Source organism: Bradyrhizobium sp. SSBR45G (genome assembly GCF_030159255.1).
Taxonomy (GTDB): domain Bacteria; phylum Pseudomonadota; class Alphaproteobacteria; order Rhizobiales; family Xanthobacteraceae; genus Bradyrhizobium.
In genome coordinates, this window is record NZ_BSCT01000002.1 from 314,884 (window position 1) to 328,400 (window position 13,517).

At 65.2% G+C, this 13,517-nt stretch carries 13 protein-coding genes; all 13 read left to right on the forward strand.

Going from position 1 to position 13,517, the window contains the following annotated elements; all coding sequences use genetic code 11:
- The first annotated feature begins 142 nt into the window (after positions 1 to 142).
- The 13 genes from QQL87_RS04390 to QQL87_RS04450 all read left to right on the forward strand — a co-directional run bounded on the left by QQL87_RS04390 (position 143) and on the right by QQL87_RS04450 (position 13,508).
- On the forward strand, positions 143 to 700 hold the full coding sequence (locus QQL87_RS04390; RefSeq protein ID WP_284418830.1) for an NADPH-dependent FMN reductase: 558 nt from the start codon (positions 143 to 145) through the stop codon (positions 698 to 700).
- A 144-nt stretch (positions 701 to 844) separates the two neighbouring features.
- A complete protein-coding gene (locus QQL87_RS04395) occupies positions 845 to 1,636 on the forward strand; it encodes an aldolase (protein ID WP_284418831.1) in 792 nt (263 codons plus the stop codon).
- A 112-nt stretch (positions 1,637 to 1,748) separates the two neighbouring features.
- Entirely contained in the window at positions 1,749 to 2,066 is a 318-nt protein-coding gene (locus QQL87_RS04400; RefSeq protein ID WP_284418832.1) for an FtsB family cell division protein, read from the forward strand.
- Positions 2,067 to 2,277: 211 nt separating this feature from the next.
- Positions 2,278 to 3,300: a pyruvate dehydrogenase (acetyl-transferring) E1 component subunit alpha gene (gene pdhA, locus QQL87_RS04405; protein ID WP_284418833.1), complete on the forward strand. Its 1,023-nt coding sequence runs from the start codon at positions 2,278 to 2,280 to the stop codon at positions 3,298 to 3,300.
- 33 nt (positions 3,301 to 3,333) lie between these two features.
- Positions 3,334 to 4,710: a pyruvate dehydrogenase complex E1 component subunit beta gene (locus QQL87_RS04410; protein ID WP_284418834.1), complete on the forward strand. Its 1,377-nt coding sequence runs from the start codon at positions 3,334 to 3,336 to the stop codon at positions 4,708 to 4,710.
- 20 nt (positions 4,711 to 4,730) lie between these two features.
- Complete coding sequence (locus QQL87_RS04415; RefSeq protein ID WP_012044493.1) at positions 4,731 to 5,036, forward strand: DUF5076 domain-containing protein; 306 nt, start codon at positions 4,731 to 4,733, stop codon at positions 5,034 to 5,036.
- A 2-nt stretch (positions 5,037 to 5,038) separates the two neighbouring features.
- Positions 5,039 to 6,415: a pyruvate dehydrogenase complex dihydrolipoamide acetyltransferase gene (locus QQL87_RS04420; RefSeq protein WP_284418835.1), complete on the forward strand. Its 1,377-nt coding sequence runs from the start codon at positions 5,039 to 5,041 to the stop codon at positions 6,413 to 6,415.
- Positions 6,416 to 6,505: 90 nt separating this feature from the next.
- Positions 6,506 to 6,694 carry a hypothetical protein gene (locus tag QQL87_RS04425; RefSeq protein WP_284418836.1) on the forward strand — a complete coding sequence of 63 codons (189 nt, stop codon included), beginning with the start codon at positions 6,506 to 6,508 and terminating at the stop codon, positions 6,692 to 6,694.
- Positions 6,695 to 6,726: 32 nt separating this feature from the next.
- Positions 6,727 to 8,148 carry a dihydrolipoyl dehydrogenase gene (gene lpdA, locus QQL87_RS04430; RefSeq protein ID WP_284418838.1) on the forward strand — a complete coding sequence of 474 codons (1,422 nt, stop codon included), beginning with the start codon at positions 6,727 to 6,729 and terminating at the stop codon, positions 8,146 to 8,148.
- A 294-nt stretch (positions 8,149 to 8,442) separates the two neighbouring features.
- Positions 8,443 to 9,684: a threonine synthase gene (locus QQL87_RS04435; RefSeq protein WP_284418839.1), complete on the forward strand. Its 1,242-nt coding sequence runs from the start codon at positions 8,443 to 8,445 to the stop codon at positions 9,682 to 9,684.
- A gap of 71 nt (positions 9,685 to 9,755) precedes the next feature.
- Complete coding sequence (locus tag QQL87_RS04440) at positions 9,756 to 10,727, forward strand: tripartite tricarboxylate transporter substrate binding protein BugD (RefSeq protein ID WP_284418840.1); 972 nt, start codon at positions 9,756 to 9,758, stop codon at positions 10,725 to 10,727.
- A 236-nt stretch (positions 10,728 to 10,963) separates the two neighbouring features.
- Entirely contained in the window at positions 10,964 to 12,688 is a 1,725-nt protein-coding gene (gene ilvD, locus QQL87_RS04445) for a dihydroxy-acid dehydratase (RefSeq protein ID WP_284418841.1), read from the forward strand.
- Positions 12,675 to 13,508 (forward strand): tetratricopeptide repeat protein, encoded by an 834-nt coding sequence (locus QQL87_RS04450; protein WP_284418843.1) that lies wholly within the window; start codon positions 12,675 to 12,677, stop codon positions 13,506 to 13,508. Before ilvD ends, QQL87_RS04450 begins: the two co-directional genes overlap by 14 nt.
- The last annotated feature ends 9 nt before the right edge of the window (positions 13,509 to 13,517 follow it).

Here is a 13,517-nt window from a genome sequence, read left to right on the forward strand (position 1 = left end):
AAGTGGCGGACGGGCGGGACCATGCGAGCGTTTCCCGCGATGAAACGCTGTGTTTCGCGTCTTGCTATTTTCATGCACTTGCATGTTCTTGCCGTCGCGCGCTAAGTGCAGCCCCGCACGTTCTTCCACAAAGGATATCCCCATGCCCGCTCCGTATTACGCCGTCGCGCTGGTCGGCAGCCTCCGCAAGGAGAGCTTCACGCTCAAGATCGCGAAGGCGATGGCCAAGCTCGCGCCCGCCAGCCTGAAGATCGAGGTGGTCACGCTCGAGGCCCTGTCGTTCTTCAACCAGGATCTCGAAGCCAATCCTCCGGCAGACTGGCTCGCCTTTCGCGAGAAGCTCAAGGCCTCGCAGGGCGTGCTGATCCTGACGCCGGAATACAATCGCTCGATCCCCGGCGTGCTCAAGAACGCGATCGACATCGCCTCGCGCCCCTATGGGCAGAGCTCGTTCCTCGGCAAGCCGGTCGGCCTCATCGCCAACTCGCCGGGCCCGCTCGGCGGCGTCGCCGCGGCGAAGCATCTGCAGAACATCATGCCGGGCATCTCGGGTCCCGTCATGGGGCAGCCGGAAATCTATCTGAACGGCGTTGGCGACGCGTTCGACGCCCAGGGCGAACTGACCAAGGACGCGCTGAAGACGGTGCTGCAGCAATATGTCGACGCCTTCGCGGCCTTCGTCGCCAAGCAGAACGGCTGACGCCAAAGGCAGCCGGTGCGGCTGACGCGGTCGCCTGGCGCATGACGGGTATGATCAGGGCAGGGCGTTGACGCGCCTTGCCCGATCCGTTTTCAAGGCAGGGCCGGTCACCCGCGCAACAAGGCGCGTCGCCAAGGACACCCAATGGCCCATTCGTTCACACCTGCCCCCTCGTCGACGCCCGGCGCCAACCAGCCGCTGCTGGACTCCGAGGCGGTATGGCAGGCGCGGGTCGATCTCGCCGCCTGCTTCCGCATGGCCGCGCGGCACGGGCTGGAAGAGGGCATCTGCAATCACTTCTCGGCGCTCGTTCCCGGCTATGACGACCTCTTCATCGTCAATCCCTACGGCTACGCCTTCCGCGAGCTGACGGCCTCGCAGCTCCTGGTGTGCGACTTCGACGGCAATGTCATCGCCGGCGACGGCCGCCCCGAGGCGACCGCGTTCTACATTCACGCCCGCATCCACAAGGCGCTGCCGCGCGCCAAGGTCGCGTTCCACACCCACATGCCCTATGCGACGGCGCTGTCGATGACCGAGGGTGCGCCGCTGATCTTCGCCGGCCAGACCGCGCTGAAGTTCTACGGCCGCACCGCCGTCGACGAGAACTACAACGGGCTGGCGCTCGACGCCCAGGAGGGAGACCGCATCGCCGCCGCGATCGGCGACGCCGATATCGTGTTCATGAAGCATCACGGCGTGATGGTGCTGGCGCCGACCATCGCCGAGGCCTGGGACGATCTGTATTATCTCGAACGCGCCTGCCAGGTGCAGTGCCTGGCGCTGTCGACCGGGCGCAAGGTGGTGCCGGTCGCGCCTGAGATCGCCGAGGCGGCCTATCGGCAGAGGCGCGAGGGCGATGCGGAATCGGCGCGGCTGCATATCGAAGCGATCAAGCGGACCCTGGATGCCGAAGAGCCCGCCTACCGGGACTGAGGGCCACCGCAAGGCGCCGGGAGCGGGCGCCGCGCTGGTCCGAAACCGGCCAGCGCATGGCGGGACGGCAGGGTTAGCGATTCCTTAACCGGGTCGCCGCATTCTCCGGCCCATGGTCTCCCGCGCGCGGCTCAAATCCTTTCTGACGGGGCTCGCCCTCTACACGATGGCGGCCGCCATCGTCGGCTATTTCGGCATCAATGCCTACACCGGCCACTATGGTCTCAACGCGCGGCAGGAGCTCGACCAGGAGATCATCGCCCTGACCTCCGAGCTTGCCCGGCTGAAGCAGGAGCGGGCCGAGGGCGAGAAACGGGTGTCGCTGTTGCGCTCCGACCGCGTCGATCCCGACATGCTCGACGAGCGCGCACGCTTCCAGCTCGGCTATGCCAACCCGCGCGATCTGATCCGGATCAATCGCCCGCAGTGACATGCGCGCTGGTTGCGGATGGCCTGTCGACGGCTGCCTGAACTTCAGCCGAGCGAAGCATCAGGAATTTCAAAAACGCGGCCGCCCGCATTCGATTATTTCGCGTCGTTGCACTGCGGCAAAGCAAAATGAACCGCAATTCACGCAGTCCTTTTACGTGCCATGGAGTTGAGCTAGAGAGAGCTACTTTTTTCTCTCATCCGGAATTGCCATGGCCGCACCGAAGAAGACTGCCGCAAAGGAACAAGGTCAGGACAGAGACAACGGCCCGCCGCCGGAATTCACCAGAGAACAGGAATTGGCCGCGCTGCGCGACATGCTGCTGATTCGTCGCTTTGAGGAGAAGGCGGGTCAGCTTTATGGCATGGGTGCGATCGGCGGTTTCTGCCATCTCTATATCGGCCAGGAAGCCGTGGTCGTCGGCATGCAGATGGCGCTGAAGCCGGGCGACCAGGTGATCACCGGCTATCGCGATCACGGCCATATGCTGGCCACCGGCATGGACGCCAAGGGCGTGATGGCCGAGCTGACGGGACGGCGCGGCGGCTACTCCAAGGGCAAGGGCGGCTCCATGCACATGTTCAGCATGGAGAAGAACTTCTTCGGCGGCCACGGCATCGTCGGCGCGCAGGTCTCGCTTGGCACCGGGCTCGCGCTCGCCAACCGCTACCGCGGCAATGACTCGGTCAGCGTTGCCTATTTCGGCGACGGCGCGGCCAACCAGGGCCAGGTCTATGAGAGCTTCAACATGGCGGAGCTCTGGAAGCTGCCCGTGATCTACGTCATCGAGAACAACCGCTATGCGATGGGCACTGCGGTGTCGCGCGCCTCGGCGCAGACCGACTTCTCCAAGCGCGGCATCTCCTTCAACATCCCGGGCGAGCAGGTCGACGGCATGGACGTCCGTGCGGTGAAGGCCGCCGGCGAGAAGGCGGTCGCCTGGTGCCGCGAGGGCAAGGGGCCCTTCATCCTGGAAATGCAGACCTACCGCTATCGCGGCCACTCGATGTCGGACCCGGCCAAGTACCGCACCCGCGAGGAAGTCGAGAAGGTCCGCCACGACCAGGATCCGATCGAGCAGGTGCGCAACCGCCTGCTGGCGGCCAAGGTCACCGAGCAGGACCTGAAGGCGATCGACGCCGATGTGCGCAAGATCGTCAACGAGGCCGCCGATTTCGCGCAGGCCGATCCCGAGCCCGATGTCGCCGAGCTCTATACCGACGTCTATCGCTAGAAGCGCGCGCAAGCTGTTTTCTCTGGAGCTGATATGCCTATTCAAGTTTTGATGCCTGCGCTGTCGCCCACGATGGAGAAGGGCAACCTCTCCAAATGGCTGAAGAAGGAGGGCGAGGCGATCAAGTCGGGTGACGTGATCGCCGAGATCGAGACCGACAAGGCCACCATGGAGGTCGAGGCGACCGACGAGGGCACGCTCGGCAAGATCCTGATCCCCGAGGGCACCGCCGACGTCGCTGTCAATACGCCGATCGCGACCATCCTCGCCGATGGCGAGAGCGCCGCCGATCTCGGCAAGGCCGCAGCGCCCGCAGCCGAGACGAAGGCCGCGCAATCGGCGCCGCCGGCTGCTGCTGAAGCCCCGCCGGCCGTGGCCGCGCCGCAGAGCGTGGCCGAGCCCGATCCCGAGGTGCCCGTGGGCACCGAGATGGTGACGCAGACCATCCGCGAGGCGCTGCGCGACGCGATGGCCGAGGAGATGCGCCGCGACGGCGACGTCTTCATCATGGGCGAGGAGGTCGCCGAATATCAGGGCGCCTACAAGGTCACCCAGGGCCTGCTGCAGGAGTTCGGCGCCCGCCGCGTGATGGACACGCCGATCACCGAGCACGGCTTCGCCGGCATCGGCGTCGGTGCGGCGATGGCCGGCCTGAAGCCGATCGTCGAGTTCATGACCTTCAACTTCGCCATGCAGGCGATCGACCAGATCATCAACTCCGCCGCCAAGACGCTGTACATGTCCGGCGGCCAGATGGGCTGCTCGATCGTGTTCCGCGGCCCCAACGGCGCTGCCGCGCGTGTCGCCGCGCAGCACAGCCAGGACTACTCGTCGTGGTATTCGCACATCCCCGGCCTGAAGGTGGTCGCGCCGTATTCGGCGGCGGATGCCAAGGGCCTCTTGAAAGCGGCGATCCGCGATCCCAATCCGGTGATCTTCCTCGAGAACGAGGTGCTGTACGGTCATTCCGGCGAGGTGCCGAAGCTCGACGACTACATCATCCCGATCGGCAAGGCGCGCATCGCCCGCGCCGGCAAGGATGTCAGCATCATCGCCTGGTCGAACGGCATGACCTATGCGCTGAAGGCCGCCGATGAGCTCGCCAAGGAGGGCATCGAGGCCGAGGTGATCGACCTGCGCACCTTGCGTCCGATGGACACCGACACCATCATCGCCTCGGTCAAGAAGACGGGACGTGCTGTGACGGTGGAGGAAGGCTGGGCGCAGAGCGGTGTCGGCGCCGAGATCGCCGCGCGCATCATGGAGCACGCCTTCGACTATCTCGATGCGCCGGTCACCCGCGTGTCCGGCAAGGACGTGCCGATGCCGTATGCGGCGAACCTCGAGAAGCTCTCGCTGCCGTCGGTGGCGGAGGTCGTGCAGGCGGCCAAATCCGTCTGCTACCGCTAAAGCCGCAGAGGAAGCCCCAGATGGCCGGACCCAAGGAGCAGCCGCTGCCGCCCGACGTCGTCGGCCGCGAGGACGCCACCGAAGTGTTGCGCGCCTTCGTGCTCGATGGCGGGCTCTCGATCGCCTTCCAGCGTGCGTTCGAGGAGCCCGACGTCTGGGGGCTGCTCCTGGTCGACGTCGCCCGTCATGCTGCGCGCGCCTATGCGCGCGAGAGCGATTATTCCGAAGACGAGGCGCTGCAGCGCATCGTCGAGATGTTCGAAGCCGAGCTGGCTCGGCCGACCGATATGGGCAGCACCAGCCCCAGGTCGAAACAAGGTCACTGATCATGCCGATCAACATTCTCATGCCCGCGCTGTCGCCGACGATGGAGAAGGGCAACCTTGCTCGTTGGCTCAAGAAGGAAGGCGACCAGGTCAAGTCAGGCGAGGTCATCGCCGAGATCGAGACCGACAAGGCCACGATGGAAGTCGAGGCGGTCGACGAAGGCACGCTCGCCAAGATCCTGGTGCCCGAGGGCACGCAGGACGTTCCTGTCAATGACGTGATCGCCGTGCTCGCCGGCGAGGGCGAGGACGTCAAGGCGGCCGGCAGCGCGCCGGCAGCAGCCGCGCCCAAGCCTGAAGCCAAGCCTGAAGCCAAGCCTGAGGCCAAGCCCGCCGCAGCGGCGGCTCCCGCAGCCGCTGCTGCCCCGGCAGCTGCGCCCGCGCCGAAGCCGGCCACGGCTCCTGCTGCGCCCGCGCCCGCCGCTGCGCCTCAACTCAATGGTCACGCCCGCGTATTCTCCTCGCCGCTGGCGCGCCGTCTCGCCAAGGATGCCGGCATCGATCTCGGCCGCATCTCCGGCACCGGTCCGCATGGCCGTGTCGTTGCGCGCGACGTGGAGGAGGCGAAGTCGGGCAAGGGCCTGAAAGCCCCGGCGGCGGCTCCTGCCGCGGCGGCCGGACCTGCGGTTGCGCCCTCGATGTCCGACAAGCAGATCCTGGCGCTGTTCGAGCCCGGCTCCTACGACATCATCCCGCATGACGGCATGCGCCGCACCATCGCGCAGCGCCTGACCGCGGCGACGCAGACCGTGCCGCACTTCTACCTCACGATCGACTGCGATATCGGCAAGCTGCTGGCCGCCCGCGAGGAGATCAATGCGGCCGCGCCGAAGGACAAGGACAAGAAGCCGCTCTACAAGCTCTCGGTCAACGACTTCGTCATCAAGGCGATGGCAGTGGCGCTGCAGCGGATCCCGAACTGCAACGTCAGCTGGACCGAAGGCGGCATGGTCAAGCACAAGCATTCCGACGTCGGTGTCGCCGTCGCCATGCCGGGCGGCCTGATCACGCCGATCATCCGCAAGGCCGAGACCAAGACGCTGTCGGCGATCTCGGGCGAGATGAAGGACTTTGCCGCGCGCGCCCGCTCGCGCAAGCTGAAGCCGGAGGAATATCAGGGCGGCACCACGGCGGTGTCGAACCTTGGCATGTACGGCATCACGCACTTCACGGCGGTGATCAATCCGCCGCATGCGACGATCCTCGCGGTCGGCACCTCGGAGGAACGCCCCGTGGTGCGCAACGGCAAGATCGAGATCGCGAGCATGATGAGCGTGACCCTGTCATGCGATCACCGCGCGATCGACGGCGCGCTCGGCGCCGAGCTGATCGGCGCCTTCAAGCAGCTGATCGAGAATCCCGTGATGATGATGGTGTGACGTTGCTTTCCGGAGCGGGATGGCAAACGGGGCCGGCGCATGCGCATCAGAACGCGGTGGCCCTGGATCACGGCACTGGTCAGCGTCGCGATGTTCGCCAACCCGCTCGGGATCGACGTCATCCATTCTGCTTTTTTCTCCGGCGAGGCGTTGTCGCGCGGCATCTGGGCGCCAATCGTGCTCGCCGGATTCGCCATCTGCGCCGTGCTGATGCTGCTGGAGGCGATTATTCGAGCCTTGATCTGTCTACGTTCCGTCGGCAGCACCACGACCATCTGATTTCCAACTGCTTCAGTTGAATGGGAGCCGTAATGGCCGACACATCCTTCGACGTCATCATCATCGGCTCAGGTCCGGGCGGCTACGTCACCGCGATCCGCGCCGCGCAACTCGGCTTCAAGACCGCAATCATCGAGAAATCCTATCTCGGCGGCATCTGCCTGAACTGGGGCTGCATCCCGACCAAGGCGCTGCTGCGTTCGGCCGAGATCTATCACTACATGCAGCACGCCAAGGACTACGGCCTGTCGGCGGAAAAGATCTCCTACGATCCGAAGGCGGTGGTGGCCCGCTCGCGCGGCGTCTCGAAGCGGCTGAACGACGGCGTCGGCTTCCTGATGAAGAAGAACAAGGTCCAGGTGATCTGGGGCAAGGCCGCGATCGACGCGCCCGGCAAGGTCACGGTGACCAAGTCCGACGTCGAGGCGCCGAAGGGCGTGCTGGGCGAGGGCGTCTATCAGGCCAAGCACATCATCGTCGCGACCGGCGCGCGCCCGCGTGTGCTGCCGGGCCTCGAGCCGGACAAGAAGCTGGTCTGGACCTATTTCGAGGCGATGGTGCCGGAGAAGATGCCGAAGTCGCTGCTGGTGGTCGGCTCCGGCGCGATCGGCATCGAGTTCGCCTCGTTCTTCCGCACCATGGGCTCCGAGGTGACGGTGGTCGAGGTGCTGCCGCAGATCCTGCCGGTGGAAGACGCGGAGATCGCAGGCCTGGCCCGCAAGCAGCTGGAGAAGCAGGGCCTCAAGATCATGACCGGCGCCAAGGTCACCAAGCTCGACAAGAAGAGCGACAGCGTGGTGGCCACGATCGACGACGGCAAGGGCAAGACCGAGTCGGTCGAGTTCGAGCGCGTGATCTCGGCGGTCGGCGTGGTCGGCAATATCGAGAATCTCGGGCTCGAGAAGCTCGGCGTGAAGACCGACCGCGGCTGCATCGTCATCGACGGCTACGGCAAGACCAACGTGCCCGGCATCTACGCCATCGGCGACGTCGCCGGTCCGCCGATGCTGGCGCACAAGGCCGAGCATGAGGGCGTGGTCTGCATCGAGGCCATCAAGGGCCTGCATCCGCATGCGATGGACAAGAACTTGATCCCCGGCTGCACCTATTGCCACCCGCAGGTCGCCTCCGTCGGACTCACCGAGGCCAAGGCCAAGGAGCAGGGCCGCGACATCCGTGTCGGCCGCTTCCCCTTCGTCGGCAACGGCAAGGCGATCGCGCTCGGCGAGGACCAGGGCCTGGTCAAGGTGATCTTCGACAAGAAGACCGGCCAGCTGATCGGCGCCCACATGGTCGGCGCCGAGGTCACCGAGCTGATCCAGGGCTATGTCGTGGCGATGAACCTGGAGACGACCGAGGAAGAGCTGATGCACACGGTGTTCCCGCATCCGACCTTGTCGGAGATGATGAAGGAAGCCGTGCTCGACGCCTATGGCCGCGTGCTGAACATGTAAGGTGCGTTAAAGCGGGACTATCGACATCAAAACTCTCGAGAGCCCCGATGGTAACGAGCGCGTGCTGATTTTGCAGCGTCCTGACGGCCACTATACATTTCGGAGGCAGTGGCGTCGCGCTGGGTCACAGTTCACGTACGCGGATGACGAAGGGTGGGAACTGCCGGGGCCTGACTGCGGAATCTATGATTCAGCGGACACAGCCGAAACCGAGGCACGACAACGCGTGCCGTGGCTGAAAAGCCAATTTCATTGAGGCGTGAGGCTGAAGTCAGCAACGAGAGGCGACGATCCGTGAAATCCAGCGACAACCTCACCATCGAACGCCCGACCTTCGTCACGCATCTCGAATGCGCGATGGTCGGCGATCACTATGCCGCCGATCAGATCCACAACCTCTCCAAGGCTGGCAAGCCGCTGCTGGTGCGCTACGACTTGGCCGGGGTGAAGCAGGCGCTGACCAAGGATGCGCTGGCGCAGCGGCCGGCCGACATGTGGCGCTACCGCGAGCTGCTGCCGGTGCGCAAATGCCAGGACATCGTCAGCCTCGGCGAGGTGATGACGCCGCTGATCAGTCTGCCCAAGCTGTCGAAGAAGCTCGGCGGCGGCGAGATCATCGTGAAAGATGAGGGACGGCTGCCGACCGGCTCGTTCAAGGCGCGCGGCCTGGTCATGGCGGTGTCGATGGGCAAGGCGCTCGGCATCCGGCACATGGCGATGCCGACCAACGGCAATGCGGGTGCGGCGCTGGCCGCCTACGCGACCTCCTGCGGCATCAAGACCACGATCTTCTGTCCGGCCGATACGCCGGAGGTGAATGTCAGCGAGATCGAGCTGCAGGGCGCGACCGTCTACCGCGTCAACGGCCTGATCGATGATTGCGGCAAGATCGTCGGCGAGGGCAAGGCCAAGGTCGGCTGGTTCGACACCTCCACGCTCAAGGAGCCGTATCGGATCGAGGGCAAGAAGACGATGGGCCTCGAGCTTGCCGAGCAGCTCGGTTGGGACGTGCCCGACGTGATCTTCTATCCGACCGGGGGTGGCACCGGCCTGATCGGGATGTGGAAGGCGTTCGACGAGTTGGAGAAGATTGGTTTCATCGGTTCGAAGCGCCCGCGCATGGTCGCGGTGCAGGCCTCCGGCTGCGCGCCGATGGTGCGCGCTTACGAAGCTGGCGTCGAACATGCGACGCGCTGGGAGGATGCGCACACCATTGCCTCGGGCATCCGTGTTCCGCAGGCGGTGGGGGATTTTCTCATCCTGCGCGCGGTGCGCGAGAGCGGTGGCTTCGCCATCGCTGTTGACGACGACGCCATCTCGGCCGGCCTGAACGAGGTCGCGCGCGAGGAGGGGCTGCTGCTGTGCCCCGAAGGGGCCGCGACCTACGCCGCCTACAAGCAGAGTCTTGCCGACGGCCGTGTGGCGACAAGCGATCGCGTGATGCTGTTCAATTGCGCGACCGGTCTGAAATACCCGCTGCCGCCGGTCAGCCGGGCCCTCGATCGTCACCAGCCGATCGACTACACTCAGTTCTAACCGGACGATCGGCTTTGCGGCCTTGTGCCTGATCGTCTGACAAGAGATCAGGCCGCGCAGGGAGGACCGCGATGCGACGCCTGTTCGGCGCTGTGGTGATGGCGCTTGCTCTGTTTGTGGGTCCCGCTGCTGCGGAGACCTACCCCTCGCGTCCGATCACGGTGATCGTGCCGTTCGCTGCAGGTGGTCCGTCCGATGCGATGATGCGCATCCTGGCCGAGCATATGAAGCGGACGCTCGGACAGCCCGTGCTGGTCGAGAACGTGACTGGCGCCGGCGGCTCGATCGGGGTGGGGCGCGCGGTGCGGTCCAAGCCCGATGGCTACACCGTGAGCTTCGGCCATCTCGGCACGCATGTGGCGAACGGCGCGGTCTATCGGCTCGGCTACGATCTCGTCGCCGATCTGGAGCCGGTCGTGCTGCTGCCGAGCAATCCAATGATCATCGTCAGCAAGACCAACGTGCCGGCGAAATCGCTGTCCGAATTCATCGCCTGGCTGAAGGCGCAGCCGAATCCTGCGTCCGCCGGCACGGCAGGCAACGGCTCGGGCAGCCACATCGCCGGGCTCTATTTCGAGCAGGTCACCGGCATCAAGCTGCAATACGTACCCTATCGCGGCACGGGCCCTGCCATGAACGATCTCATCGGCGGCCAGATCGATCTGATCGTCGACCAGACCTCGAACGCCATCAACCAGGTGCGCGCCGGGATGATCCGCGCCTATGCCGTCACCGATGCCAAGCGTCTCGACAGCGCGCCGGAGATTCCGACGACCGACGAGGCGGGCCTGCCGGGCTTCCACATGACGCTGTGGTCGGGACTCTGGCTGCCGAAGGGGGGGGCGAAAGAGATCGTCGAGACGCTCAATGCCGCTGCGGTCGCCGCCCTGGAAGACACAGATGTACAGAATCAATTGAAAAACCTGGGGTTGCAGATGCCGCGGCCCGACCAGCGCTCGCCAGACGCCCTCGGAACCCTGCAACGGGACGAAATCGGCAAATGGTGGCCGATGATCCGAGCGGCTGGAGTGGTGCCTGAGTAGGCGGACGGTATCGAATTGCTTCTGTGATGGTTGCGCAACAGCCACGAATGTTGCGGCCTAGCCACAGTTTACGAAGTTTTGGTAACGATCTCCGGCGCTCCGCAAAGGCGCCGCTTTTTAGCCACACCTGGTCGTGAAATAGTTTGATCAGAAGAAGTACCAGTGCGTGTGAGGTTGCCGAAAATCCACTTCCAGGATTTTAGCGTTCTCCGCAGCACCGGGAGGCCAGAACAGCGATGGACGCGAAGACCGACATCAAGCGCAGGCTGCCCAGCCGTCATGTGACGGAAGGGCCGGAGCGTGCGCCGCATCGGTCCTATCTCTACGCGATGGGCCTGACCACGGCCCAGATCCATCAGCCCTTCGTCGGCGTCGCCTCGTGCTGGAACGAGGCCGCGCCCTGCAACATCTCGCTGATGCGGCAGGCCCAGGCGGTCAAGAAGGGCGTTGCGCATGCCGGCGGCACGCCGCGCGAGTTCTGCACCATCACCGTCACCGACGGCATCGCCATGGGCCATGACGGCATGCGCTCGTCGCTGCCCTCGCGCGAGGCCATCGCCGATTCGGTCGAGCTGACGATCCGTGGCCACGCCTACGACGCGCTGGTTGGCCTCGCCGGCTGCGACAAATCGCTGCCGGGCATGATGATGGCGATGGTCCGGCTCAACGTGCCTTCGATCTTCATCTATGGCGGCTCGATCCTGCCGGGCAATTTCCGTGGCCAGCAGGTCACGGTGCAGGACATGTTCGAGGCCGTCGGCAAGCATTCGGTCGGCGCGATGTCGGACGAGGACCTCGACGAGCTCGAGCGCGTCGCCTGCCCGTCGGCCGGCGCCTGCGGCGCGCAGTTCACCGCCAATACGATGGCGACGGTGTCGGAGGCGATCGGGCTGGCTCTGCCATACTCGGCCGGCGCGCCGGCGCCTTACGAGATTCGCGATTCCTTCTGCATGACCGCCGGCGAGAAGGTGATGGAGCTGATCGCCGCCAACATCCGGCCGCGCGACATCGTCACCCGGGCCGCGCTGGAAAATGCCGCGGCCGTCGTGGCGGCCTCGGGCGGCTCGACCAACGCTGCGTTGCACCTACCTGCGATTGCACATGAGGCCGGTATCAAGTTCGACTTATTTGATGTCGCCGAAATCTTCAAAAAGACACCTTATATCGCGGATTTGAAGCCGGGTGGCCGCTATGTCGCCAAAGACATGTTCGAGGCTGGTGGCATTCCGCTTCTGATGAAGACGTTGCTCGACCATGGCTATTTGAACGGCGACTGCCTCACAGTCACCGGCCGGACGATCGCCGAGAACCTCAAAGGCGTGAAATGGAATCCGCACCAGGACGTGGTGAGGCCGGCTGACCAGCCGATCACTGCAACCGGTGGTGTCGTCGGTCTGAAAGGCAATCTCGCGCCAGAGGGCGCGATCGTGAAAGTCGCGGGCATGTCGAACTTGAAATTCTCTGGGCCGGCCCGCTGCTTCGATCGGGAAGAGGATGCCTTTGAGGCCGTTCAGAAGCGGACCTATCGCGAAGGCGAGGTCATCGTCATTCGCTATGAGGGACCGCGCGGCGGCCCGGGCATGAGGGAAATGCTGCAGACCACGGCGGCGCTGACCGGGCAGGGGATGGGCGGCAAGATCGCGCTCATCACCGATGGCCGGTTCTCGGGCGCGACCCGCGGCTTCTGCATCGGCCATATCGGACCGGAGGCGGCCATCGGTGGACCGATCGCCCTGGTCGAGGATGGCGACATCATCGAGATCGATGCAGTCGACGGTATCCTTAACGTCAAGTTGAGCGATGCCGAATTGGCTGCACGCAAGACCAAGTGGACGCCGCGTGAGACCCATCACACGTCAGGTGCACTTTGGAAATATGCCCAGCAGGTGGGACCGGCCGTCGCGGGCGCCGTGACTCACCCAGGTGGTGCGCAAGAGAAGTATTGCTATGCGGACATCTGATCGGATCATTTTCGCATTGATGCTGGGGGTTGCCCCGCTCGCCTGGGCCGCGCCGTCATTCGCGTTCGATGGCGCGCCGGTCAATCAGGAGCCGGCGATCGCCGTGGCTGGACCGCAGGCCGGCGCCGCCGGGCTGCGCAAGGCCGTGCCGGCGACGACGGCCACCACGAACCCCACGCAATCCCTGACTGCGCTGCAATATGCGGCGGAGGAAGGTCACCCTGTGGCGCAGTTCAAGCTCGGGCGGATGTATGCCGCGGGCGACGGCGTCGCGCGCGACGACATGCGGGCGTTCGACTATTTCAGCCGCATCGCCAATGCGCATGCGGAGGACAGCCCGTCGGCGCCGCAGGCGCAGATCGTGGCCAACGCTTTCGTGGCGCTCGGCCGCTATTATCTGAGCGGCATCCCGAACACGAAGGTGAAGGCGGATCCGGATCGCGCGCGCGAGATGTTCTCCTACGCGGCGTCCTATTTCGGCAATGCCGATGCCCAGTACGATCTGGCGCGGATGTACCTCAAGACCGCGGATGCCTCGCGCGACGACTTCCGCTATGGCGCCCGCTGGCTCGGCCTCGCCGCGCAGAAGGGCCAGCATCAGGCCCAGGCCTTGCTTGGACAGATGCTGTTCAACGGCGACCGTCTGCCGCGGCAGGCGGCGCGCGGCCTGATGTGGCTCACCTTGGCGCGCGACAGCGCCGGTCCGGACGAAGCCTGGATCAAGGAGAGCTATAACCGCGCCTTCGCCAAGGCCTCGGACGACGACCGCGCCTCGGCGCTGCAGATGCTCGAGAGCTGGGTGCAGGGCAAGCGCGAGTAGCAGGGGGGG

What these genes read in the sequence shown, in the direction of transcription:
- QQL87_RS04425 (WP_284418836.1), top strand. Translation starts at nt 6,506, where the DNA reads ATGTTCGCCAACCCGCTCGGGATCGACGTCATCCATTCTGCTTTTTTC.
- lpdA (WP_284418838.1), top strand. Translation starts at nt 6,727, where the DNA reads ATGGCCGACACATCCTTCGACGTCATCATCATCGGCTCAGGTCCGGGC.
- QQL87_RS04415 (WP_012044493.1), top strand. Translation starts at nt 4,731, where the DNA reads ATGGCCGGACCCAAGGAGCAGCCGCTGCCGCCCGACGTCGTCGGCCGC.
- ilvD (WP_284418841.1), top strand. Translation starts at nt 10,964, where the DNA reads ATGGACGCGAAGACCGACATCAAGCGCAGGCTGCCCAGCCGTCATGTG.
- QQL87_RS04440 (WP_284418840.1), top strand. Translation starts at nt 9,756, where the DNA reads ATGCGACGCCTGTTCGGCGCTGTGGTGATGGCGCTTGCTCTGTTTGTG.
- pdhA (WP_284418833.1), top strand. Translation starts at nt 2,278, where the DNA reads ATGGCCGCACCGAAGAAGACTGCCGCAAAGGAACAAGGTCAGGACAGA.
- QQL87_RS04420 (WP_284418835.1), top strand. Translation starts at nt 5,039, where the DNA reads ATGCCGATCAACATTCTCATGCCCGCGCTGTCGCCGACGATGGAGAAG.
- QQL87_RS04410 (WP_284418834.1), top strand. Translation starts at nt 3,334, where the DNA reads ATGCCTATTCAAGTTTTGATGCCTGCGCTGTCGCCCACGATGGAGAAG.
- QQL87_RS04395 (WP_284418831.1), top strand. Translation starts at nt 845, where the DNA reads ATGGCCCATTCGTTCACACCTGCCCCCTCGTCGACGCCCGGCGCCAAC.
- QQL87_RS04450 (WP_284418843.1), top strand. Translation starts at nt 12,675, where the DNA reads ATGCGGACATCTGATCGGATCATTTTCGCATTGATGCTGGGGGTTGCC.
- QQL87_RS04400 (WP_284418832.1), top strand. Translation starts at nt 1,749, where the DNA reads ATGGTCTCCCGCGCGCGGCTCAAATCCTTTCTGACGGGGCTCGCCCTC.
- QQL87_RS04390 (WP_284418830.1), top strand. Translation starts at nt 143, where the DNA reads ATGCCCGCTCCGTATTACGCCGTCGCGCTGGTCGGCAGCCTCCGCAAG.